General features: G+C 53.5%; 21 protein-coding genes and 2 tRNA genes. 4 read left to right on the plus strand and 19 right to left on the minus strand.

Annotation, left to right across the window (positions count from 1 at the left end; genetic code table 11):
- Positions 1-34 precede the first annotated feature (34 nt).
- The 11 genes from AC2CGP_RS13860 to AC2CGP_RS13910 all read right to left on the minus strand — a co-directional run bounded on the left by AC2CGP_RS13860 (position 35) and on the right by AC2CGP_RS13910 (position 12349).
- The gene (locus AC2CGP_RS13860; RefSeq protein WP_015369531.1) at positions 35-1969 is read right to left on the minus strand and encodes a DEAD/DEAH family ATP-dependent RNA helicase; all 1935 of its coding nucleotides are present in this window, start codon (positions 1967-1969) and stop codon (positions 35-37) included.
- Positions 1962-2042 carry a protein YrbN gene (yrbN, locus tag AC2CGP_RS13865; RefSeq protein WP_086538083.1) on the minus strand — a complete coding sequence of 27 codons (81 nt, stop codon included), beginning with the start codon at positions 2040-2042 and terminating at the stop codon, positions 1962-1964. Before yrbN ends, AC2CGP_RS13860 begins: the two co-directional genes overlap by 8 nt.
- A 103-nt stretch (positions 2043-2145) precedes the next feature.
- Positions 2146-3030, minus strand: coding sequence for a lipoprotein NlpI (gene nlpI, locus AC2CGP_RS13870; RefSeq protein WP_020077841.1), 885 nt, complete (start codon positions 3028-3030; stop codon positions 2146-2148).
- Positions 3031-3137: 107 nt separating this feature from the next.
- Positions 3138-5273 carry a polyribonucleotide nucleotidyltransferase gene (gene pnp / locus AC2CGP_RS13875; RefSeq protein WP_015369529.1) on the minus strand — a complete coding sequence of 712 codons (2136 nt, stop codon included), beginning with the start codon at positions 5271-5273 and terminating at the stop codon, positions 3138-3140.
- A 241-nt stretch (positions 5274-5514) separates the two neighbouring features.
- Positions 5515-5784: a 30S ribosomal protein S15 gene (gene rpsO / locus AC2CGP_RS13880; protein ID WP_015369527.1), complete on the minus strand. Its 270-nt coding sequence runs from the start codon at positions 5782-5784 to the stop codon at positions 5515-5517.
- Positions 5785-5932: 148 nt separating this feature from the next.
- Positions 5933-6877: a tRNA pseudouridine(55) synthase TruB gene (gene truB, locus AC2CGP_RS13885; protein WP_015369526.1), complete on the minus strand. Its 945-nt coding sequence runs from the start codon at positions 6875-6877 to the stop codon at positions 5933-5935.
- Entirely contained in the window at positions 6877-7278 is a 402-nt protein-coding gene (gene rbfA / locus AC2CGP_RS13890; protein WP_002918248.1) for a 30S ribosome-binding factor RbfA, read from the minus strand. The genes truB and rbfA overlap by 1 nt, the downstream gene beginning before the upstream one ends.
- A 105-nt stretch (positions 7279-7383) precedes the next feature.
- On the minus strand, positions 7384-10074 hold the full coding sequence (gene infB / locus AC2CGP_RS13895; protein ID WP_015369525.1) for a translation initiation factor IF-2: 2691 nt from the start codon (positions 10072-10074) through the stop codon (positions 7384-7386).
- A 24-nt stretch (positions 10075-10098) separates the two neighbouring features.
- Entirely contained in the window at positions 10099-11586 is a 1488-nt protein-coding gene (gene nusA, locus AC2CGP_RS13900; RefSeq protein ID WP_015369524.1) for a transcription termination factor NusA, read from the minus strand.
- A 27-nt stretch (positions 11587-11613) separates the two neighbouring features.
- Positions 11614-12066, minus strand: a complete 453-nt coding sequence (gene rimP / locus AC2CGP_RS13905) for a ribosome maturation factor RimP (protein ID WP_015703598.1) — start codon at positions 12064-12066, stop codon at positions 11614-11616.
- 206 nt (positions 12067-12272) lie between these two features.
- Positions 12273-12349, minus strand: a tRNA-Met gene (locus AC2CGP_RS13910).
- 306 nt (positions 12350-12655) lie between these two features.
- Here AC2CGP_RS13910 and argG point away from each other — a divergent pair.
- From argG to AC2CGP_RS13925, 3 genes are all read left to right on the plus strand, one after another.
- Positions 12656-13999 carry an argininosuccinate synthase gene (gene argG / locus AC2CGP_RS13915; protein WP_484502361.1) on the plus strand — a complete coding sequence of 448 codons (1344 nt, stop codon included), beginning with the start codon at positions 12656-12658 and terminating at the stop codon, positions 13997-13999.
- Positions 14000-14169: 170 nt separating this feature from the next.
- A complete protein-coding gene (locus AC2CGP_RS13920) occupies positions 14170-14799 on the plus strand; it encodes a winged helix-turn-helix transcriptional regulator (protein ID WP_020077838.1) in 630 nt (209 codons plus the stop codon).
- 173 nt (positions 14800-14972) lie between these two features.
- Entirely contained in the window at positions 14973-15524 is a 552-nt protein-coding gene (locus AC2CGP_RS13925; RefSeq protein ID WP_020077837.1) for a YfaZ family outer membrane protein, read from the plus strand.
- 38 nt (positions 15525-15562) lie between these two features.
- On the opposite strand, the gene AC2CGP_RS13930 is transcribed toward AC2CGP_RS13925, so the two are convergent.
- The 7 genes from AC2CGP_RS13930 to rlmE all read right to left on the minus strand — a co-directional run bounded on the left by AC2CGP_RS13930 (position 15563) and on the right by rlmE (position 21957).
- Positions 15563-15847, minus strand: coding sequence for a hypothetical protein (locus AC2CGP_RS13930; protein ID WP_370429547.1), 285 nt, complete (start codon positions 15845-15847; stop codon positions 15563-15565).
- Between the two features lie 260 nt (positions 15848-16107).
- A tRNA-Leu gene (locus AC2CGP_RS13935) sits at positions 16108-16194 on the minus strand.
- Positions 16195-16203: 9 nt separating this feature from the next.
- Complete coding sequence (gene secG / locus AC2CGP_RS13940; protein ID WP_015369517.1) at positions 16204-16533, minus strand: preprotein translocase subunit SecG; 330 nt, start codon at positions 16531-16533, stop codon at positions 16204-16206.
- Positions 16534-16760: 227 nt separating this feature from the next.
- Positions 16761-18098, minus strand: coding sequence for a phosphoglucosamine mutase (gene glmM / locus AC2CGP_RS13945; RefSeq protein ID WP_032712585.1), 1338 nt, complete (start codon positions 18096-18098; stop codon positions 16761-16763).
- Complete coding sequence (gene folP / locus AC2CGP_RS13950; RefSeq protein ID WP_015703603.1) at positions 18091-18939, minus strand: dihydropteroate synthase; 849 nt, start codon at positions 18937-18939, stop codon at positions 18091-18093. Before folP ends, glmM begins: the two co-directional genes overlap by 8 nt.
- Positions 18940-19293: 354 nt before the next feature.
- Entirely contained in the window at positions 19294-21228 is a 1935-nt protein-coding gene (gene ftsH / locus AC2CGP_RS13955; RefSeq protein WP_015369514.1) for an ATP-dependent zinc metalloprotease FtsH, read from the minus strand.
- 99 nt (positions 21229-21327) lie between these two features.
- The gene (gene rlmE, locus AC2CGP_RS13960; protein WP_008806638.1) at positions 21328-21957 is read right to left on the minus strand and encodes a 23S rRNA (uridine(2552)-2'-O)-methyltransferase RlmE; all 630 of its coding nucleotides are present in this window, start codon (positions 21955-21957) and stop codon (positions 21328-21330) included.
- A gap of 123 nt (positions 21958-22080) precedes the next feature.
- Between rlmE and yhbY the strand changes: the two genes are divergently transcribed.
- Positions 22081-22374: a ribosome assembly RNA-binding protein YhbY gene (yhbY, locus tag AC2CGP_RS13965; RefSeq protein WP_002918374.1), complete on the plus strand. Its 294-nt coding sequence runs from the start codon at positions 22081-22083 to the stop codon at positions 22372-22374.
- Between the two features lie 152 nt (positions 22375-22526).
- Here the strand turns inward: yhbY and greA are convergent, their stop codons facing one another.
- Positions 22527-23003, minus strand: a complete 477-nt coding sequence (greA, locus tag AC2CGP_RS13970) for a transcription elongation factor GreA (protein ID WP_015369513.1) — start codon at positions 23001-23003, stop codon at positions 22527-22529.
- Between the last annotated feature and the right edge of the window lie 7 nt (positions 23004-23010).

Below are 23010 nucleotides of genomic sequence, written 5' to 3' on the forward strand. Positions count from 1 at the left end.
GTATTATTTACTTTACGCTAACGGATTGCGCTTATTACGCATCGCCACCGAAACGACGACGACCCGCGGAATCATCACGGCGCGGCGCGGAAGCATCGTCACGACGCGGCGCGCGGCCGCCTTCACGACGTTCGCCGCTGAAACGACGACCTTCACCACGACCGCCTTCACGACGTTCGCCACCGAAGCTACGACCGCCTTCACGACGCTCGCCGCCGAAGCCACGACCGCCTTCACGACGCTCGCCGCCGCCACGACGTTCGGTGCGCGGCTGCGCATCGCCCAGCAGCTGCATGTTCATCGGCTTGTTCAGGATGCGGGTACGAGTAAAGTGCTGCAGCACTTCGCCCGGCATACCTTTCGGCAGTTCGATGGTAGAGTGAGAACCGAACAGCTTGATGTTGCCGATGTAGCGGCTGCTGATGTCGCCTTCGTTAGCGATCGCGCCAACGATATGACGAACTTCAACGCCGTCATCACGGCCCACTTCAATGCGGTACAGTTCCATTTCACCCACGTCACGACGCTCACGCTTCGGACGATCTTCACGATCGCCGCGCGGGCCGCGGTCATTACGGTCGCCACGACGTTCGAAACGGTCATCACGATCGCGGAATTCACGACGCGGACGCATCGGCGCATCCGGCGGAACGATCAGAGAACGTTCGCCCTGGGCCATTTTCAGCAGCGCAGCGGCCAGCGTTTCCACGTCCAGCTCTTCGCCTTCCGCGGTCGGCTGGATTTTAGCCAGCAGCGCACGGTACTGGTCCAGATCGCTGCTTTCCAGCTGCTGCTGAACCTTAGCGGCGAATTTCTCCAGACGACGTTTGCCCAGCAGTTCTGCGTTCGGCAGTTCTACTTCAGGGATCGTCAACTTCATCGTACGTTCGATGTTACGCAGCAGGCGACGCTCACGGTTCTCAACGAACAGCAGCGCGCGACCCGCACGACCCGCACGACCGGTACGGCCGATACGGTGAACGTAAGATTCGGAATCCATCGGGATGTCATAGTTAACAACCAGGCTGATACGCTCAACGTCCAGGCCACGGGCCGCAACGTCGGTGGCGATCAAGATATCCAGACGACCGTCTTTCAGGCGCTCCAGAGTCTGCTCACGCAGCGCCTGGTTCATATCGCCGTTCAGCGCGGCGCTGTTATAGCCGCTACGCTCCAGCGCTTCTGCCACTTCCAGGGTCGCGTTTTTGGTACGCACGAAGATAATCGCCGCATCAAAGTCTTCCGCTTCCAGGAAACGCACCAGCGCTTCGTTTTTACGCATGCCGTAAGCAGTCCAGTAGCTCTGGCTGATGTCCGGGCGCGTGGTGACGCTGGACTGAATGCGCACTTCCTGCGGCTCTTTCATGAAGCGGCGGGTAATGCGACGAATCGCTTCCGGCATCGTGGCGGAGAACAGAGCGGTCTGATGACCTTCCGGGATCTGCGCCATGATAGTTTCTACGTCTTCGATAAAGCCCATGCGCAGCATTTCATCTGCTTCGTCCAGTACCAGACCGCTCAGTTTAGAGAGATCCAGCGTACCGCGCTTCAGGTGGTCCAGCAGACGACCCGGGGTACCGACAACGATCTGCGGCCCCTGACGCAGGGCGCGCAGCTGCACGTCATAACGCTGGCCGCCGTACAGGGCAACCACGTTTACGCCGCGCATATGTTTAGAGAATTCCGTCATTGCTTCAGCAACCTGTACCGCCAGTTCGCGGGTCGGCGCCAGCACCAGAATCTGCGGTGCTCTCAGCTCAGGATCGATGTTGTTCAGCAGCGGTAAAGAGAACGCTGCGGTCTTACCACTACCGGTCTGGGCCATACCCAGAACGTCGCGGCCGTCCAGCAGATGCGGAATGCACTCAGCCTGGATCGGAGATGGTTTTTCGTAACCCAGATCGTTAAGCGCTTCAAGGATAGGAGCCTTCAGGCCCAGATCTGCAAAAGTGGTTTCGAATTCAGCCATGTAGTACGTGTGCCTCAAAATTAATGGCGGCCAGTCTACATAACTCATCGTGAAAATTTAGAGTAATTTTCATTGAAAAGTGTGAACCGGCTCAAAGTAGGTGTATTAACGAACAACAACGCCCTCACCCGCGAAGGTGATGGCAATCAAAAAAAGGGCTGATGAGTGTTCGTCAGCTATTGCTGGTCCGATTCTGCCAGGTCATCTTGCTCCTGGCCCAAGAGCGATAATTCCAACAATGCGTATCGGTGCTCAACGTAGTTATGAACGTTGTTAGCGACCGCCAGTTTGAACAGTGCCGTAGCGCTGTCCTTGTCCCCCAGACTTAGGTAGTACTTACCTAAATAGAAGTTGGTTTCACTGAGATGCTCAGCGAGCGAGGTGTTATCCGTTGCGTCTGCCTTCAGACGGGTCATCAGCTCTTTTTCGCTAATGTCGCCAAGGTAGAACTCGACAATGTTCCATCCCCATTGCTCTTTGTCCGACTTGTTGAAGCGCTGTTTCAGTGCTTCAAGCGCCTGCTTCTCATCAAGCTTACGCTCGGCGAGGTATAACCACAGACTGCGGAAAGGATCATTGGGATCGTCTTGATAAAACGCCAGCAGATCATCTTGCGCTAACTTAGCACGGCCACCGTAATACAGAGCGATGCCGCGGTTTAAGTGCGCGTAGTTGTAAGTTGGATCAAGCTCAAGTACAGAATCAAACGCTTCATAGGCAGCATCAAAATTGCCTGCCTGCGTTAAATAAATGCCTAAGTAATTGAATACTTCAGGCATATCGGGTCGGATTGCCAGCGCTTGTGAAAAATCATTTCGCGCTAATGCCCTCAGACCGAGACTATCATACAACACTCCGCGCTCATATAAAAGCTGTGCGCGTTCGTCATCGGTTAAAGCCCGACTGGCAAGAATTTGTTCCATGCGCGCCAGAATCACTTCTTGCTGCAAAGTCGGTTGCAATGGTACCGCGAGGACGGCGTCCTTACGCCAGGCAGAGTTGCTGCATCCTGCCAGCGTGAGAGCTGTCGCCACGAAACACCAGCGCAGAAAAGGCTTCATTTCCCACTCCCGAAGACAACGATTGGATGAACGTCCAGTTCCCCGGCTGCAAAAAGGCATCCTGCCCGGAATAGACCCTCCGCCGAAGCGGAGGGCAATCGGCAACCTTACTCGCCCTGCTCTGCGGCCGGAGCTTCCGGCGCGTTAGCTGGCTGAGCCTGCTCAGTTGCTTCTTTAATGCTCAGACGTACGCGGCCCTGACGGTCAACTTCCAGAACCTTAACCGGTACTTCCTGACCCATCTGCAGGTAATCAGTCACTTTCTCAACGCGCTTGTCAGCGATCTGAGAGATGTGAACCAGACCTTCTTTACCGCCGCCGATGGCAACGAATGCGCCAAAGTCAACGATACGGGTCACTTTACCATTGTAGATACGGCCAACTTCGATCTCAGCGGTGATCTCTTCGATACGGCGGATAGCGTGCTGCGCTTTGTCACCGTCGGTCGCTGCGATCTTCACGGTACCGTCATCTTCGATTTCGATGGTGGTGCCGGTTTCTTCGGTCAGGGCACGGATAACAGAACCGCCTTTACCGATAACGTCTTTGATCTTGTCCGGGTTGATCTTGATGGTGTGGATACGCGGTGCGAATTCGGAGATATCGCCGCGCGGCGCGTTAATCGCCTGTTCCATCACGCCCAGGATGTGCAGACGCGCACCTTTAGCCTGGTTCAGAGCAACCTGCATGATTTCTTTGGTGATACCTTCAATTTTGATATCCATCTGCAGCGCAGAGATACCGTCGCGAGAACCCGCAACTTTGAAGTCCATATCGCCAAGGTGGTCTTCGTCACCCAGAATGTCGGACAGTACGACGAAGTTATCGCCTTCTTTCACCAGACCCATTGCGATACCCGCAACGGCGGCTTTCACCGGCACGCCAGCGTCCATCAGCGCCAGAGATGCGCCACAGACGGAAGCCATGGAAGAAGAACCGTTGGATTCGGTGATTTCAGATACCACGCGAACGGTGTACGGGAATTCGTCGATTGTCGGCATTACGGCCAGAACGCCGCGCTTAGCCAGACGACCGTGACCGATTTCACGACGCTTCGGAGAACCAACCATGCCAGTTTCGCCTACGGAGTACGGAGGGAAGTTGTAGTGGAACAGGAAGGAGTCCGTGCGCTCGCCCATCAGTTCGTCGATGTTCTGCGCGTCGCGTGCGGTACCCAGAGTCGCGGTAACCAGCGCCTGAGTTTCGCCACGGGTAAACAGTGCGGAACCGTGAGTACGCGGCAGTACGCCGGTACGAACGTCCAGACCACGGATCATGTCTTTTTCGCGGCCATCGATACGCGGCTCGCCTGCCAGTACGCGGCTACGGACGACGTTTTTCTCGATAGCGTGCAGGATTTCACCCAGTTCGTTGGCGTCCAGGGTTTCATCTTCGGCAACCAGCGTCGCGATGGTTTCAGATTTGATCACGTCAACCTGAGCGTAACGCTCTTGTTTGTCGGTGATACGGTAAGCATCGCTCAGGCGGGATTCAGCCAGCGCAGCAACGCGCGCGTTCAGGGCGGCGTCAACCACTTCCGGCTGCCAGTCCCAACGCGGTTTACCGGCTTCTTTCACCAGGTCGTTGATGTTCTGAATAACAACCTGCTGCTGCTCGTGGCCAAAGACCACCGCGCCCAGCATCTGGTCTTCGCTCAGCAGTTCAGCTTCGGATTCAACCATCAGTACGGCCGCTTCGGTACCGGCAACCACCAGATCCAGTTTGCTGGATTTCAGCTCTTCCTGGGTTGGGTTCAGTACGTACTGGTCGTTGATGTAACCCACGCGAGCGGCGCCGATTGGGCCATTGAACGGAATACCGGACAGCGACAGCGCGGCGGATGCGCCGATCATCGCGACGATATCCGGGTTAACCTGCGGGTTAACGGAAACAACGGTCGCGATAACCTGAACTTCGTTAACGAAGCCTTCCGGGAACAGCGGACGAACCGGGCGGTCAATCAGACGCGCGATCAGGGTTTCGCCTTCGCTTGGACGGCCTTCACGACGGAAGAAGCCACCCGGGATTTTACCGGCAGCGTAAGTACGCTCCTGGTAGTTAACAGTCAGCGGGAAGAAGTCCTGGCCCGGTTTCGCTTTTTTCTGACCCACAACGGTAACGAATACCGCGGTGTCATCCATGCTAACCATCACAGCGGCCGTTGCCTGGCGCGCCATCATGCCGGTTTCCAGGGTTACGGTGTGCTGGCCGTACTGGAATTTACGAACGATCGGATTAAGCAAAATTCTATCCTTTTATCTAAAAATGACGCCATATCTACGATATCGCGCCTGATGACCCGATCCTCTGCATCCTCGCGACTAATGACAACCTTTACCCGCCCCTGCGGATGAAGCCTCTCATTAGCCGCGCGAACCTCTGCATGAAGATCATTAATAGCAACAATACATGAGTTTTTAATGAATTGCTGCCGCCTGGTCGAAAAAAGGGGCCGTGAGGCCCCTTTTTCTGAAACTCGCAGAATTAGCGACGCAGACCCAGACGCTCGATCAGCGAAGAGTAACGTGCAACATCTTTACGTTTCAGGTAGTCGAGCAGTTTACGACGCTGAGAAACCATGCGCAGCAGACCACGACGGCTGTGGTGATCTTTTTTGTGCTCTGCAAAGTGACCCTGCAGGTGGTTGATCTGTGCAGTCAGCAGTGCAACCTGAACTTCAGTAGAACCGCTGTCGTTTGCGCCACGACCGAACTCAGAAACGATTTGTGCTTTAGCTTCAACGCTTAGAGACATTTTCAAACTCCAAAATTATAAGTAAAGAAAGGGTGCCGATCTCTAATTCAGCAACCCCTGATGCAACGCCCGAAAATGTTAAAACACTTTAGCGGACGTTAAGCGGCGATATTCTACTCGTAGCAGGCTTTTATCGCAACAAAAGCGCTTACTGTGGGTATTCCACCACCAGACGACGAGGCGCGACGCGGCCTTCATCGTCGATTTCGCCCATACCGAGGAACTTACCGGACTCGCTTTCCATCACTCGCACCAGCCCGTTCAGCGGCGCGCCTGACTGACGAACCGGGTTGCCGTTTTTAAAGTAGACCGCGGAAGTTTCCGGAATATGAACCAGCGGGTAATCCGACGCCGGGCTATCCATCGGCATCAGCAGCGGGTCAAGCAGTTGAGCGGCGGGAATATCCTCTGCCGCCGCCTGTTCGACCAGCGCCTGCAGTTGCTCCAGGGTCACCATCCGCTCGACCGGGTATTTGCTCACCGCCAGGCGACGCAGGAAAATCACGTGCGCGCCGCAGCCAAGCTTCTCGCCCAAATCATCGATAATCGTACGGATGTAGGTACCTTTCGAACAGTGGATCTCAAGCTCCAGTTCATCGCCTTCATGGCGAATAAACAGCAGCTCATAGACCGTAATCGGCCGGGCTTCACGCGGAACCTCAATGCCCTGACGAGCGTATTCGTACAGCTTTTTACCCTGATATTTCAGCGCCGAGTACATCGACGGCACCTGCTGAGTCTCGCCGCGGAAGCTATCCAGCGCCGCCGCCAGCTGTTCTTCGTTAAAGGTTAGCGGGCGTTCCTCCACCACCTGGCCATCGGCGTCGGAGGTATCCGTACGCTGACCAAGTTTGGCGATCACGCGATAACGCTTATCAGAATCCAGCAGATACTGGGAAAACTTAGTCGCTTCGCCAAGGCAGACCGGCAGCATACCGGTCGCCAGCGGATCCAGCGCGCCGGTATGGCCAGCGCGGTTGGCATTATAAATACGTTTTACTTTCTGCAGCACATCGTTGCTGGAGGCGCCCTGAGGCTTATCCAGCAGCAATACGCCGTGCACGTCGCGGCCGCGACGACGAGGACGACTCATTAGTCCTCCTTGCTGTCGTCCGGGTTCACACGACGCTCATCGTCGTGTTTCACCACGCTGGTAACCAGATTGGACATGCGCATCCCTTCGACCAGCGAGTTGTCGTAGAAGAAAGTCAGTTCCGGCACGATGCGCAGGCGCATCGCTTTGCCCAGCAGAGAGCGGATAAAACCAGACGCTTCCTGCAGCGCTTTGATGCCCGCTTTCACCGCGGCTTCATCTTTGTCGTTAAGGAAAGTGACATACACTTTGGCATAGGCCAGGTCACGGGACATTTCTACGCCGGAAACGGTGGTCATCATGCCCAGACGCGGGTCTTTGATTTCACGCTGCAGGATGATGGCAATTTCTTTTTGCATCTCCTGGGCCACGCGCTGCGGGCGACCGAATTCTTTCGCCATAATAAATTCTCCAGAATAAAGACAAAAAAGGGGCCAAAAGCCCCTTTTTAAAATTATTGCCGGGTGGCGCTTCGCTTACCCGGCCTATGCTTAGCTATCTGACGATTAATCGATGCTACGCTGGATTTCGATGATTTCGAACACTTCGATCATATCGCCAACGCGAACGTCGTTGTAGTTCTTCACGCCGATACCACATTCCATACCGTTACGAACTTCGTTAACGTCATCTTTGAAGCGGCGCAGGGATTCCAGCTCGCCTTCATAGATAACCACGTTGTCGCGCAGTACGCGAATTGGGTTGTGACGTTTAATCGTACCTTCGGTAACCATACAGCCCGCGATGGCGCCGAATTTCGGCGATTTGAAGACATCACGCACTTCAGCCAGACCAATGATCTGCTGTTTCAGTTCCGGAGACAGCATGCCGCTCATCGCCGCTTTCACTTCGTCGATCAGGTTATAGATGACGGAGTAGTAACGCAGATCCAGGCTTTCTGACTCGATAACTTTACGTGCGGAAGCATCGGCACGAACGTTGAAGCCAACCAGAATCGCGTTGGAAGCTGCAGCCAGGGTCGCGTCGGTTTCGGTGATACCACCTACACCGGAACCGATGATCTTCACTTTCACTTCGTCGGTAGACAGTTTCAGCAAGGAATCGGAAATCGCTTCGACAGAACCCTGCACGTCCGCTTTCAGCACGATGTTCACTTCGTGAACTTCGCCTTCGGTCATGTTAGCGAACATGTTTTCCAGTTTAGATTTCTGCTGGCGAGCCAGTTTAACTTCACGGAATTTACCCTGACGATACAGCGCAACTTCACGCGCTTTTTTCTCGTCACGAACAACGGTAACTTCATCACCCGCAGCCGGAACGCCGGACAGACCGAGGATTTCCACCGGAATGGACGGACCCGCTTCCAGCACTTCGCGACCCAGTTCGTCACGCATCGCACGTACGCGGCCATATTCAAAGCCACACAGTACGATATCGCCCTTGTGCAGAGTACCTTCGCGAACCAGAACGGTAGCTACCGGACCACGACCTTTATCCAGGAAGGATTCGATAACCGCACCGCTCGCCATACCGTTACGTACCGCTTTCAGTTCGAGAACTTCAGCCTGCAGCAGGATAGCGTTCAGCAGGTCGTCGATACCGGTACCAACTTTCGCCGATACTGGGATGAACTGCGCTTCGCCGCCCCACTCTTCCGGCATCACGCCGTACTGGGAGAGTTCGTTCTTCACGCGATCCATATCCGCTTCCGGCTTATCGATCTTGTTCACTGCAACCACTACCGGCACCTGCGCCGCTTTGGCGTGCTGGATAGCTTCCACAGTCTGCGGCATCACGCCGTCGTCTGCCGCCACTACCAGAACCACGATATCCGTCGCCTGCGCACCACGAGCACGCATGGAGGTAAACGCGGCGTGGCCCGGGGTGTCCAGGAAGGTGATCATGCCGTTGTCGGTTTCTACGTGGTACGCACCGATGTGCTGGGTAATACCACCCGCTTCGCCGGAGGCAACCTTAGTAGAACGAATGTAGTCCAGCAGAGAGGTTTTACCGTGGTCAACGTGACCCATGATGGTCACTACCGGTGCGCGCGGTTCAGCCGCAGCGCCGGTGTCACGGTCGCTCATTACTGCTTCTTCCAGCTCGTTTTCACGACGCAGGATAACTTTATGGCCCATCTCTTCGGCAACCAGCTGAGCGGTTTCCTGGTCGATGACCTGGTTGATGGTCGCCATCGCGCCCAGTTTCATCATCGCTTTGATGACCTGAGAACCTTTGACCGCCATTTTGTTGGCCAGCTCGCCAACGGTGATGGTTTCGCCGATCACAACATCGCGGTTAACGGCCTGAGCCGGCTTCTGGAAGCCCTGCTGCAGAGAAGAACCTTTGCGATGTTTGCCGCCTTTACCGCCGCGAACGGCCGCACGGGCTTCTTCACGGTCAGCTTTCGATTCAGCGTGTTTGTTGCCTTTCTTCGCCGGGCGAGCAGCTTTGCTGTTACGGCCACGGCCGCGACCGCCTTCAACTTCACGATCGTTATCATCTTCAGCCTGACGCGCATGCTGAGACGTGGTTACGTGATAGTCGGTCGTTTCTTCTGGGGTTTCCGGAGTTTCACTCCAGTTTTTTTCATTTTCTTCAGCCATACGGCGTGCTTCTTCCGCTACACGGCGCGCTTCTTCTTCAAGTTTGCGGCGTGCTTCTTCTTCCGATTTGCGCTTCAGCTCCGCTGCTTCGTTCTCACGGCGGGTCTTTTCAGCCTGGGCGGTCTTGGTCATTTCGTCGGTATGTTGATTGCTCACTTTGTCTTTTTCCGCGGCTTCACGTTTCGCTTTTTCAGCGACTTCACGTTTAGCTTGTTCTGCGGCCTCACGTTCAGCTTTTAATTGCGCCTCGCGCTTAGCTGCTTCTTCAGCTTCACGACGGGCTTGCTCTTCCGCTTCACGCTGCGCCTGCTCTTCCGCGGCCAGGCGTTCAGCCTCTTGCGGATCGCGTTTCACAAAGGTGCGTTTCTTGCGGACTTCGATTTGTACCGATTTACTCTTTCCACCGGTACCTGGAATATTCAACGTGCTGCGCGTTTTACGCTGCAACGTCAGCTTGTCAGGCGCCGAGCCGTGTTCACGGTTCAGGTGCGTTAACAAGGTTTGCTTCTCTTGCGCGGTCACAGAATCATCAGCCGATTTGCGAATACCTGCATCAGCAAATTGCTGTATCAGGCGATCCACAGAGGTCTGAATTTCTGAGGCCAGCGCTTTAATAGTCACATCTGTCATGCTGTTCCTTCCTGCTACAGTTTATTACGCTTCGTCGCCGAACCAACAAATGTTGCGAGCAGCCATGATGAGTTCACCAGCTTTCTCGTCGGTCATACCTTCGATATCAGCCAGGTCATCAACGCCCTGTTCGGCGAGATCTTCCAGCGTACAAACACCACGGGCAGCCAGCTTAAATGCCAGAGCACGGTCCAAACCTTCCAGATTCAGTAAATCGTCGGCAGGTTTGTTGTCTCCCAGGCTTTCTTCCTGAGCCAGCGCCAGTGTAGTCAGTGCGTTTTTCGCACGCTCACGAAGTGCTTCAACGGTCGCTTCATCAAGGCCGTCGATTTCCAGCAGTTCTTTCATCGGCACATAGGCCAGTTCTTCCAGCGAGGAGAAGCCCTCTTCAACCAGTACGGTTGCGAAATCTTCATCAATATCGAGATATTTGGTGAAGGTATCGATAGCGGCATGGGCTTCAGCCTGGTGCTTAGCCTGCAGGTCATCAACGGTCATGACGTTGAGTTCCCAGCCGCTGAGCTGTGATGCCAGGCGGACGTTCTGACCGTTACGGCCGATCGCCTGCGCCAGGTTGCCCGCTTCTACCGCGATGTCCATGGTGTGTTTATCTTCATCCACCACGATGGACGCGACGTCAGCCGGCGCCATGGCGTTAATCACGAACTGCGCCGGGTTATCATCCCACAGGACGATATCGATGCGCTCGCCGCCAAGCTCGGTAGAAACCGCCTGAACGCGCGCGCCGCGCATACCTACGCAAGCGCCAACCGGGTCGATACGCTTGTCATTGGTTTTCACGGCGATTTTCGCACGAGAACCCGGATCGCGGGCCGCGGCTTTGATTTCCAGCACTTCTTCGCCAATTTCCGGCACTTCAATGCGGAACAGTTCGACCAGCATCTCCGGTTTGGAGCGAGTCACGAACAGCTGCGCGCCGCGCGCTTCCGGACGAACGGCGTACAGTACGCCGCGAATACGGTCGCCCGGACGGAAGTTTTCACGCGGCAGCATATCTTCACGCAGGATCACGGCTTCAGCGTTGCTGCCCAGATCCAGAGTGATGTTGTCGCGGTTTACTTTTTTCACCACGCCGGTGATGATCTCGCCTTCGTGCTCGCGGAACTGATCGACAACCATCGCGCGCTCAGCTTCACGTACTTTCTGCACGATAACCTGTTTAGCGGTCTGCGTGGTGATACGGTCGAAGGTGACAGATTCAATCTGATCTTCAACGTAGTCGCCGACGTTCATGCTTTCATCTTCGTAACGCGCGGCTTCCAGCGTGATCTCGCGAGTCGGTTGAGTGACCTCTTCAACCACCAGCCAGCGACGGAAGGTGTCGAAATCACCGCTTTTACGGTCGATTTCTACGCGAACGTCGATCTCTTGTTCGTATTTTTTCTTGGTCGCCGTTGCCAGAGCGCTTTCCAACGCTTCGAAAATCTTCTCGCGCGGCAGCGCTTTTTCGTTGGAAACGGCTTCAACAACAGCCAAAATTTCTTTGTTCATCGGGGCCTTTCACCTCAATCCAGACTGTTAAAAGTGGGGAACCAGGTTCGCCTTCTGGATGTTACTCAGCGCGAACACTTCATCTTTGCCTTCGACGGTTACCGTGATCATCTCACCGTCTACCGCTTTGATAATGCCCTGCCATTTACGACGGTTCTGTACCGCCATACGCAGCACCAGCGAAACTTCTTCACCGGTGAAACGTTGATAGTGTTCAGCAGTAAACATCGGACGGTCGAGACCAGGCGAAGAGACTTCCAGGTTGTAAGCGACGGTGATTGGATCTTCGACATCCATGACAGCACTGACCTGGTGGCTCACATCAGCACAATCATCAACATTGATGCCATCTTCACTATCAATATAGATGCGCAGTGTGGATGTGCGACCGCGAATAAATTCGATGCCGACCAGCTCAAAGCCAAGCGCTTCAACTGGCGCAGTGAGCATCTCTGTTAATTTTTGCTCTAATGTGGACAAACCCACCCCCAAGACATAAAAAAAGGGCGTATAGCCCAGTTATTCTGAAGTCAGATAACAAAAAACCCCGATAAATCGGGGCTTTAGATAACTGAACCCTGAGACCGCAATTGCGATCTGGAACACCTTCCAGAAGAATTCTTTCAAATCCGGCTACGAAGGACCTAGTCCTCACAGTATATTTGAAAAAGTACTTAATGGGAAAGTGGTTGCGGGGGCCGGATTTGAACCGACGACCTTCGGGTTATGAGCCCGACGAGCTACCAGGCTGCTCCACCCCGCGCCTGAAACGTGGCATATTTTACTCTTTCTGAGCAAAAGACGCAAATACTGCTGGGATTTGGTACCGAGGACGGGACATAAAATCGTGGTGAATTGTATCGATAAATCATATATTTTGTCAACATCCATTTTACACCACCCGCTTGCCGTTTATGCTGGCATTTCAGGCTTTTTTAGCAAAATCACCATCAGGCTCTTCCTGTCGCCAGCAAAAGATGATTAAATGAAAACTCACAATTAGTGCATAAAAATGCAAATTTGTTGTTGAGTCGAACTCACCACAGTCTATCTAGCAGGGTTTTATTTTATGACGACGATTCTTAAGCATCTCCCGGTTGGTCAACGTATTGGTATTGCTTTCTCCGGTGGGCTGGATACCAGCGCCGCCCTGCTGTGGATGCGTAAAAAAGGCGCGGTTCCTTATGCATATACCGCGAACCTGGGCCAGCCTGACGAAGACGACTACGAGACCATTCCGCGTCGTGCGAAAGAGTATGGCGCTGAAGGCGCCCGTCTGATTGATTGCCGCAAACAACTGGTGGCGGAAGGCATCGCGGCGATTCAGTGCGGCGCATTCCATAACACCACCGGCGGCTTAACCTATTTCAACACCACGCCGCTGGGCCGAGCCGTGACCGGCACCATGCTGGTTGCCGCAATGAAAGAAGATGGCGTCAACATCTGGGGCGACGGTAGCACCTATAAAGGCAACGATATCGAGCGTTTTTATCGCTACGGCCTGCTGACCAATGCGGAACTTCAGATCTACAAGCCGTGGCTGGATAGCGATTTCATTGATGAACTGGGCGGCCGTCATGAAATGTCCGAGTTTATGATAGCCTGCGGCTTCGACTACAAAATGTCTGTCGAGAAAGCCTATTCCACCGATTCCAACATGCTGGGCGCGACGCACGAAGCAAAAGATCTCGAATTCCTTAATTCCAGCGTGAAAATCGTCAACCCGATTATGGGCGTGAAGTTCTGGGATGAAAGCGTAAAAATCGCCGCTGAAGAAGTGACCGTGCGTTTTGAACAGGGTCATCCGGTTGCGCTGAATGGCAAAACGTTCAGCGATGACGTCGAACTGATGCTGGAAGCTAACCGCATCGGCGGTCGCCACGGTCTGGGCATGAGCGATCAGATTGAAAACCGCATCATCGAAGCGAAAAGCCGTGGCATCTATGAAGCTCCGGGGATGGCACTGCTGCATATCGCCTACGAGCGACTGCTGACTGGTATCCACAACGAAGATACCATTGAGCAATATCATGCTCATGGCCGCCAGTTGGGTCGCCTGCTCTATCAGGGTCGCTGGTTCGATTCCCAGGCGCTGATGCTGCGCGATTCGCTGCAGCGTTGGGTCGCCAGTCAGATCACCGGCGAAGTGACTCTGGAACTGCGTCGCGGCAACGACTACTCAATCCTGAATACCGTTTCAGACAACCTGACCTATAAAGCAGAGCGTCTGACTATGGAAAAAGGCGATTCCATGTTTACCGCTGAAGATCGTATCGGCCAGCTGACCATGCGCAACCTGGACATTACCGATACCCGTGAGAAGCTATTCGGCTATGCCCAATCCGGGCTACTCAGCGCGTCTTCCGCCACCGGTCTGCCACAGGTTGAAAACCTGGAAAATCGCGATAAATAAACCGCGAAGCCAAACTCTCCAGCCGGCGCTAACCCGCCGGCTTTTTTATTTCCGCAATAAATCCTAAATAACAACTCTGCTTTATCGTTATAGTTTATGACATCACTATTTTTAATAATCACCATCTATAATTTATCGAATACCTGTACTCTTATACCGAGAGGATCGCAATGAATATTAAACCTCCCGTTCGGCCGCAAGACGCGATCAATCGTCTGATGTCGTTGCTGGAACCGCATGCCACGCCAATAAATATGGTCGCAAGGAAAAGGCTTAGCTGGGAATATAAAGGCAAAATCCAGCTCTATCTGTTTAAGAAAGGTGAGCTCTCCATTTTTCGCTCATCGGACAGATTACTTATGGTTACCGTCTATGAGCCGCACCTGTTTGGCGTAGCCGAAATGCTGCAGCCCAGCCGTAGCCATGGCCTTCGTGCGGAAGTCGATACGGAGATCCTGCGGATTGACAGCGATAAAGCCATGCAACTCTTCAGTGAGCATAACATGTGGGAAGAGGTCACCCGGCTGCTGGCTTACCACACCTCTTATTTGGTGTATCGCGACGATTTAGTATTACAACAGCGGACTTATTCGGTCATTCGTAATCATTTAATGGAAATGTTACTGCTTCCTGAAGAGACCCGCTCGCGGGTATCCATGCTGGAATATATTCAGGACCGCACACACTTGTCGCGCAGCAGTATTCTGAATGTGTTATCAGCGTTGAAAAAGGGCGGCTATATCGAGTTTGCCCGCGGTGGTTATTTACAGAGTATCACCACCCTGCCTGAGAAGTTTTAGTCCCCGCTTGACCAGCAACTTATCGCCCTCGGCCATTGTTTAAAATTAAACATATAAACGGTAACGGCGGGCGATAAATGCTTCTATTCTGCACATAACTATTAAACCAGAAACCCGTTAATTTTGCCCGAGCGCTCGTATCGGGCATTTTTTTACCCGAAGGAATATGAATAATGAGCATGTTCAGATTGAAATCCATCCTGCTTATCGCCGCCCTGAGCGCCAGCAGCGCCACCTTCGCTTCCGTTAGCCTTCACGGTGAGGCCGGTTCAGAATTCACCAACTTATCAGCCAGCTTTAACCCGCAGGCTCCCGGAATGACCTTTAACGGTAACTGGGCGCATAGCGATAACGATGGCGATACGGTGGGTTTGGGCATGGGCTATAACTTTGATCTCGGTCCGTTCCTGCTGACGGCCGGCGGTAAAGCGGTATATCTGAATCCGAACGATGGCGATGAAGGCTATGCGATTGCCCTCGGCGGCGGTGCTCAACTACCGCTTGGCGATTTCTTTACCTTGTTCGGTGAGGCTTATTATTCCCCGGATTCCATGTCCAGCGGCGTTGATGAATATCTCGAAGCCAATGCCGGCTTACGCGTCAATATCATCAAATCCATGAGCATCGAAGCGGGGTATCGCTACATTGATATGGCGGGGAAACATGACCACCGCGATAACGTTCTGGCGGATGGCGCCTATGCGGGTTTCAATTTCCGTTTCTAAGCGCGGCAAACGGGATTGCCTGCCGGCAATCCCTCTTTTTATGCAAGAGATGGTATGGTTTTCAGCAGTTTATTAATTTCCTGCAAGCCCGCAATATTGTTCTCTTTACGGTAGACGTCGTTCATCGAAGCCATTTGTTCAAGTTTGGTTAACGCCCCGTAAACCTGATACGCCTCGCTATCTTTATCAAAGACATCCCGTTTATCTACATCCTGTAAATAGTTGCTTTTGAGCGACTGGCTTAACTTGCTGATAAGCAGGCTGTTATCCTGAAAATAGTTAACGACCGTTGATGATTCCGGCGCGGCCGCGGAATTATTTATAACCGGCACCTGCAGGGTATTCAACGTGTCTACTGTTTCTGGCGACGAATGACTGCTGCATCCGGCCAGGCCCAATACACCGGCAATGATAACTACTTTTAAAGTACGCATGGCGTCACTGAACCTCGTCAAAATTGATGAGGGCGACTTTAGCGATTTCTCGGGGATCAAAACCAGCGGAGTGTTGTTTATAAATAAACAACGCATAGAGGGAACAAAAACAAAAAAAGACGCTTTTCAGCGTCTTTTCTCTGGAATATTGGTACCGAGGATGGGACTCGAACCCACAAGCCCGTTAGGGCACTACCACCTCAAGGTAGCGTGTCTACCAATTCCACCACCTCGGTACAGAATACTTAGTGCGGGATATCGCTGGCCGGCTGAGCCGGTGCGGTTGGCTGAGTCTGCTCAGACTTCGGCGCACTCAGATTATCCCACTCGCTTCCTTTATTGGTCTTGTTGCTGTTGATATTACCCAGCGCCAGACTGATGATGAAGAACAGCGCGGCCAGAATGCCGGTCATACGGGTCATGAAGTTACCAGAACCGCTAGAACCAAACAACGTGCCGGAAGCGCCTGCTCCGAAGGAGGCTCCCATGTCAGCGCCTTTACCTTGCTGCAGCATGATCAGGCCAACAAGGGCAATCGCTACAATAAGGAAAATTACTAAAAGAGCTTCGTACATAATCAACCTGTTCCTTGCGGATTCGCCGCATACCAAGTGCTTCACCAATAAAGCGGGACGTTTTAATATTTCCCACTGAAGCGGGTGTGAATACTAACCAAAGCGAATAACCTTCGCAAGGGCAATTTTGGCGTATTGTATCAACTGCGGAAAAAAACAGCAAAAAGCGTTTTTATATGCTTAAAAAGGCAGCAAGAGCCGCCTTTTTAATCACTTAGCTGCGATAGTTATACGCTTTTAACCGCATCGGCGATACGGTGGGCAAATTCCTTCACCTGCGCTTCATGCTCGCCTTCAACCATCACGCGGATCAGCGGTTCAGTACCGGATTTACGCAGCAGCACGCGTCCACGGTTCCCCAGCGCAGCTTCTACTTCGGCAGTCACTGCTTTCACGCTTTCATGCTCCAGCGGATTGCCGCTGCCTTCGGTAAAGCGCACGTTGACCAGAATCTGCGGGAACATTTTCATTCCGCTGCACAGATCGTGCAGGCTCATATGATTGCGCACCATCGCCGCCACGACCTGCAGGCTGGCGACAATGCCATCGCCGGTGGTGGTTTTGTCCAGCAGAATCACATGGCCGGAGTTTTCCGCGCCAATGCGCCAGCCTTTTTCCTGCAGTTTTTCCAGCACGTAACGGTCACCCACTTTCGCGCGGGTAAACGGAATGCCAAGCTGCTTCAGCGCCAGCTCAAGCCCCATGTTGCTCATCAGCGTGCCGACTGCGCCGCCGCGCAGCTGGCCCTGGCGCAGGCCTTCACGGGCGATAATATAGAGGATCTGATCGCCATCGACTTTGTTGCCTTCATGGTCAACCATAATGACGCGATCGCCATCACCGTCATAGGCAATACCCAGATCGGCTTTTTCCGCCAGCACGCGAGCCTGCAGCGCGCGTACGTCGGTTGCGCCGACCTCTTCGTTAATGTTCAGCCCATCAGGTTCACAGCCCATCGCGATAACCTGCGCGCCCAATTCGCGGAATACATTTGGCGCAATGTGGTAAGTCGCGCCGTGGGCGCAATCCACCACCACCTTCAGCGAGCCGAGGCTCAGCTCATTCGGGAAGGTGCCTTTGCAAAACTCAATATAACGGCCGGCGGCGTCGACGATACGGCTGGCTTTCCCAAGCTCAGCGGAATCAACGCAGGTCAGCTCTTTTTCCATCTCTGCTTCAATCGCTTCTTCGACGTCATCCGGAAGCTTAGTGCCTTCGATAGAGAAGAATTTAATACCGTTGTCATAGAAAGGGTTATGAGAGGCAGAGATGACGATTCCCGCTTCAGCGCGGAAGGCGCGGGTCAGATAGGCGATTGCCGGCGTCGGCATAGGGCCGGTAAACGAGGCGGACAAGCCCGCAGCCGCCAGGCCAGCTTCCAGCGCGGATTCCAGCATATAGCCAGAAATTCGCGTGTCTTTACCGATAATAATTTTACGTGAGCCATGGCGCGCCAGCACTTTGCCTGCAGCCCAACCCAGTTTCAGCACGAACTCAGGCGTAATAGGTGCGTCGCCAACGCGGCCACGAATACCATCGGTGCCAAAATATTTGCGGTTACTCATAACGTTTATTTTCCTTAGCGGCCAGGGTGGCTTCCACCACGCGCAGCGCTTCTACCGTTTCTTTGACATCATGGACGCGAATTATCTGCGCGCCCTGCATTGCAGCAATGACTGCGCAGGACAAGCTGCCGCTCAGCCGTTCCGACGGCCCCACGTTCAACAGCTGACCCACCATCGACTTACGCGACATCCCCACCAGCAGCGGGAGGCCAAAATGATGGAACTCCCCAAGTCGGGCAAGCAGTTCATAGTTATGGGAAAGATTTTTACCGAATCCGAATCCCGGGTCGAGCAACAATTTTTCTTTTGCGATCCCCGCCTGTTCGCAGCGCACAATGTGTTCAGCAAAAAAACGGTCAACCTCGGCAAAAACATCGTCGTACTTCGGCGCTTCCTGCATCGTTTTCGGCTGCCCCTGCATATGCATCAGGCACACCGGTAGCCCGGTTTGCGCGGCGGCCTGCAGGGCGCCGGGCTCGGTTAATGAGCGAATATCGTTAATGATATGCGCGCCAGCGCGCGCGGATTCGCGGATTACCTCGGCTTTCGAGGTATCAACCGAGATCCAAACTTCAAAACGCTGTGCAATCGCTTCTACCACCGGGATCACCCGCGCCAGCTCTTCCTCGACGCTGACATCCGCCGCCCCAGGACGGGTTGATTCACCACCGATATCAATAATAGTCGCCCCGGCGTTAATCATCAGATTGGCGTGCTTAACCGCCTCTATCAACGAATTATGACTGCCGCCATCGGAGAAGGAATCTGGCGTGACGTTAAGGATCCCCATCACATGCGGATGGGAGAGATCGAGCGTTGACCCCTGGGCGTGTAATTGCATGTTTTCTTTCCGCTATGGTTTTGTACAGTTGTAGTACGGACAGGGCTCGGCCCGCACCATCTTAGAGATTCTGGCGGTGACATCATTCAATTCCTCAACAGGATAATGAAGCCCCGGCGTTTAAATATTCAAAAAATGAATATTATCAGACAGACGGCGCATCCGCGCGTGTTGAAGCCGCCACCATCCCGAAAACATTTTACGCGATGGACGATAGCACGCCATCGTCATAGCTATGTTCCGAAAGAGGATCTCATAGCCAACCGCTGCAAACGGACGCATAAAAACAAAAGGGCCGCAGCGGATTAGGCTGCGGCCCTTATTAGTCAGAGCGCTTTAGCAAAGCGTGGAGACTTATTTGTCGCCCAGCTGTTCCGACATGGTATTGCCCGGGTTAGGCGTACGCGGCTCATCAACCGGACGCGGCGCCGTCGGGGTGCCATTGTTGCCTGAGTTGTTAGAAGAACCTGGTTCTTCCCAACCCGCCGGCGGACGAACATCGCGACGAGCCATCAGGTCGTCAATCTGCGGCGCATCGATGGTCTCATATTTCATGAGCGCATCTTTCATCGCGTGCAGAATATCCATGTTGTCGTTCAGCAGTTGGCGAGCACGACCGTAGTTACGCTCAATCAGTGATTTCACTTCCTGGTCGATAATACGCGCAGTTTCATCAGACATATGCTTCGCTTTCGCGACGCTACGGCCGAGGAACACTTCGCCCTCTTCTTCGGCATACAGCAGCGGGCCGAGTTTGTCGGAGAAGCCCCACTGGGTGACCATGTTACGCGCCAGGTTAGTCGCAACTTTAATATCGTTGGACGCGCCGGTAGAAACATGTTCAGCACCGTAGATAATCTCTTCCGCCAGACGACCGCCGTACAGAGTGGAGATCTGACTTTCCAGTTTCTGACGGCTGGCGCTGATAGCATCGCCTTCCGGCAGGAAGAAGGTCACACCCAGCGCACGGCCGCGCGGGATAATCGTCACTTTGTGTACCGGATCGTGTTCCGGAACCAGACGACCGATAATCGCGTGGCCCGCTTCGTGGTACGCGGTCGATTCTTTCTGCGCTTCCGTCATCACCATGGAGCGACGTTCCGCACCCATCATGATTTTGTCTTTCGCTTTTTCGAACTCAACCATCGAAACGACGCGTTTGTTACCACGGGCAGCAAACAGGGCAGCTTCGTTCACCAGGTTCGCGAGGTCAGCACCGGAGAAGCCAGGAGTACCACGGGCAATGATTGCCGCATCGATATCCGGCGCCAGCGGTACGCGACGCATATGAACTTTCAGGATCTGCTCACGACCACGAACATCCGGCAGACCAACGACAACCTGACGGTCGAAGCGGCCTGGACGCAGCAATGCCGGGTCCAGAACGTCCGGACGGTTAGTCGCGGCGATAACGATGATACCTTCGTTACCTTCGAAACCATCCATCTCAACCAGCATCTGGTTCAGGGTCTGCTCACGCTCATCGTGACCGCCGCCAAGACCGGCGCCACGCTGGCGACCGACGGCGTCGATTTCATCGATAAAGATGATGCAAGGCGCTGCTTTCTTAGCTTGTTCGAACATGTCGCGTACACGAGACGCGCCGACACCGACGAACATTTCTACGAAGTCAGAACCGGAAATAGTAAAGAACGGCACTTTTGCTTCGCCGGCGATAGCTTTCGCCAGCAGCGTTTTACCGGTACCCGGAGGGCCGACCATCAGGACGCCTTTCGGGATTTTACCGCCCAGCTTCTGGAAACGGCTCGGTTCGCGCAGATATTCAACCAGCTCGCCCACTTCCTCTTTCGCTTCGTCGCAACCGGCAACGTCAGCAAAGGTGGTTTTGATCTGGTCTTCGGTCAGCATTCGGGCCTTGCTCTTGCCGAAGGACATCGCGCCCTTTCCGCCGCCGCCCTGCATCTGACGCATAAAGAATATCCAGACGCCGATCAGTAGCAGCATCGGGAACCAGGAAATGAAGATGGAAGCCAGCAGGCTCGGTTCTTCCGGCGGTTCGCCAACCACTTTGACGTTTTTAGTCAACAGGTTGTCGAGCAGCTTCGGATCGTTAACCGGAATGTAAGTCGTGTAACGGTTACTATCTTTCTTGGTAACGTTGATCTCACGTCCGTTGATACGCGCTTCGCGAACCTGGTCCTGATTGACCTCTTGCAGGAAGGTAGAATAATCCACCTTGCGGCCATTCGACTCGCTGGGCCCAAAGCTCTGGAATACTGACATCAGCACAACGGCAATGACCAGCCAGAGTATTAGGTTTTTCGCCATGTCACTCAAGGGATTAACCTCTTATTACAACTGTGTTAAAAACAGCGTCAGGATACTCTATATCCAGCGTCTTTCAAACTTTCGTTTGAAATCTACCGGTTATGGTTTACGCCCGGTCGCTACAATATACACTTCACGCGAACGAGCGCGGGAAGAGTCCGGCTTACGAACTTTGACCTTCGTAAACAGGGAGCGAATTTCTCTAAGATACTCATCGAAGCCTTCGCCCTGGAACACCTTCACTACAAAACTACCACCTGGCGCTAATACATCACGAGACATTTCAAGCGCCAGTTCTACCAGATACATGGCCCGGGGAATATCCACCGCCGGTGTTCCGCACATATTCGGCGCCATATCGGACATGACAACTTGTACTTTACTGTCGCCTACTCGCTCAAGTAACGCTTTCAGGACTAATTCATCACGAAAATCGCCCTGAAGGAAGTCCACACCGACGATTGGATCCATTGGTAAAAGATCGCAAGCGATGATGCGGCCGCTGTTTCCGATCTGCGTAACCGCGTACTGCGACCAGCCACCGGGAGCAGCGCCGAGATCGACTATCGTCATTCCCGGCTTAAAAATCTTGTCACTTTGCTGTATTTCATCAAGTTTAAACCAGGCACGGGAACGTAACCCCTTTTTCTGTGCCTGTTGAACATATTTATCGCTAAAGTGTTCCTGAAGCCAGCGGCTTGAGCTGGCAGAACGCTTTTTACCTGTCATTTAACATTCCCATTCGGGTTCATCGTACTTTACTGCGTAAAAATCGACGCGGTAGTTTGGCGATATATGGGAGATGGCGGTAGAATGACCCGTTTTCAATCCCAACGTAAGCAAAAAAATACGATGAATCTGAGTACTAAACAAAAACAGCACCTGAAAGGTCTGGCACATCCGCTCAAGCCGGTAGTTATGCTTGGCAATAATGGTTTGACCGAAGGGGTACTGGCCGAGATCGAACAAGCGTTAGGGCACCATGAGCTCATCAAGGTGAAGATCGCCTCAGAAGATCGCGAAACTAAAGCCTTGATCGTGGAAGCCATCGTGCGTGAAACCGGTGCCTGTAACGTACAGGTCATCGGTAAAACGCTGGTTCTGTACCGCCCAACGCCAGAGCGTAAAATCTCGCTGCCACGCTAAGAATATCCTGAATCCCGACACAACATTGTGGAAAACGAGGGATTTCTGTGGCCAGGCGAGCAAAATGCCATGCTCCTGACGTTGATAAAAGGCCGCTATGCGGCCTTTTTCCTTTCTTTACAATCTATAAACATCGTAGCGGGAAATACGCCTTACAGGTATTCAACCTTGATAATTTCGTATTCCACTTCACCACCCGGGGTACGGATAGTGACGACGTCATCCTGCTCTTTGCCGATCAGGCCGCGGGCGATCGGTGAATTCACAGAGATGAGATTCTGTTTAAAATCAGCTTCATCATCGCCCACGATGCGGTAAGTCTGCTCTTCGTCGTTATCCAGGTTCAGCACGCTGACCGTGGCGCCAAAAATCACGCGGCCATTATTCGGCATCTTAGTGATATCGATAACCTGCGCGTTCGACAGTTTTGCTTCGATATCCTTGATACGACCTTCGCAGAAGCCCTGCTGTTCGCGGGCCGCGTGGTATTCCGCGTTCTCTTTCAGATCGCCGTGCTCACGCGCTTCAGCGATAGCAGCAATAATTTCTGGACGACGTACGGACTTCAGGAAATCCAGTTCTTCGCGCAGTTTTTCTGCGCCACGTAAGGTCATCGGAATAGCTTGCATTTGTTAT

The sequence above is a fragment of the Klebsiella sp. SYXHC3 genome, from assembly GCF_057196925.1.

Coding starts and splice junctions, on each gene's coding strand:
- rlmE (WP_008806638.1), bottom strand. CDS start 21,957: ATGACAGGTAAAAAGCGTTCTGCCAGCTCAAGCCGCTGGCTTCAGGAA.
- argG (WP_484502361.1), top strand. CDS start 12,656: ATGACGACGATTCTTAAGCATCTCCCGGTTGGTCAACGTATTGGTATT.
- nlpI (WP_020077841.1), bottom strand. CDS start 3,030: ATGAAGCCTTTTCTGCGCTGGTGTTTCGTGGCGACAGCTCTCACGCTG.
- AC2CGP_RS13860 (WP_015369531.1), bottom strand. CDS start 1,969: ATGGCTGAATTCGAAACCACTTTTGCAGATCTGGGCCTGAAGGCTCCT.
- ftsH (WP_015369514.1), bottom strand. CDS start 21,228: ATGGCGAAAAACCTAATACTCTGGCTGGTCATTGCCGTTGTGCTGATG.
- rbfA (WP_002918248.1), bottom strand. CDS start 7,278: ATGGCGAAAGAATTCGGTCGCCCGCAGCGCGTGGCCCAGGAGATGCAA.
- greA (WP_015369513.1), bottom strand. CDS start 23,003: ATGCAAGCTATTCCGATGACCTTACGTGGCGCAGAAAAACTGCGCGAA.
- AC2CGP_RS13920 (WP_020077838.1), top strand. CDS start 14,170: ATGAATATTAAACCTCCCGTTCGGCCGCAAGACGCGATCAATCGTCTG.
- rpsO (WP_015369527.1), bottom strand. CDS start 5,784: ATGTCTCTAAGCGTTGAAGCTAAAGCACAAATCGTTTCTGAGTTCGGT.
- AC2CGP_RS13925 (WP_020077837.1), top strand. CDS start 14,973: ATGAGCATGTTCAGATTGAAATCCATCCTGCTTATCGCCGCCCTGAGC.
- folP (WP_015703603.1), bottom strand. CDS start 18,939: ATGCAATTACACGCCCAGGGGTCAACGCTCGATCTCTCCCATCCGCAT.
- infB (WP_015369525.1), bottom strand. CDS start 10,074: ATGACAGATGTGACTATTAAAGCGCTGGCCTCAGAAATTCAGACCTCT.
- glmM (WP_032712585.1), bottom strand. CDS start 18,098: ATGAGTAACCGCAAATATTTTGGCACCGATGGTATTCGTGGCCGCGTT.
- truB (WP_015369526.1), bottom strand. CDS start 6,877: ATGAGTCGTCCTCGTCGTCGCGGCCGCGACGTGCACGGCGTATTGCTG.
- yrbN (WP_086538083.1), bottom strand. CDS start 2,042: ATGAAAATTACTCTAAATTTTCACGATGAGTTATGTAGACTGGCCGCC.
- yhbY (WP_002918374.1), top strand. CDS start 22,081: ATGAATCTGAGTACTAAACAAAAACAGCACCTGAAAGGTCTGGCACAT.
- nusA (WP_015369524.1), bottom strand. CDS start 11,586: ATGAACAAAGAAATTTTGGCTGTTGTTGAAGCCGTTTCCAACGAAAAA.
- secG (WP_015369517.1), bottom strand. CDS start 16,533: ATGTACGAAGCTCTTTTAGTAATTTTCCTTATTGTAGCGATTGCCCTT.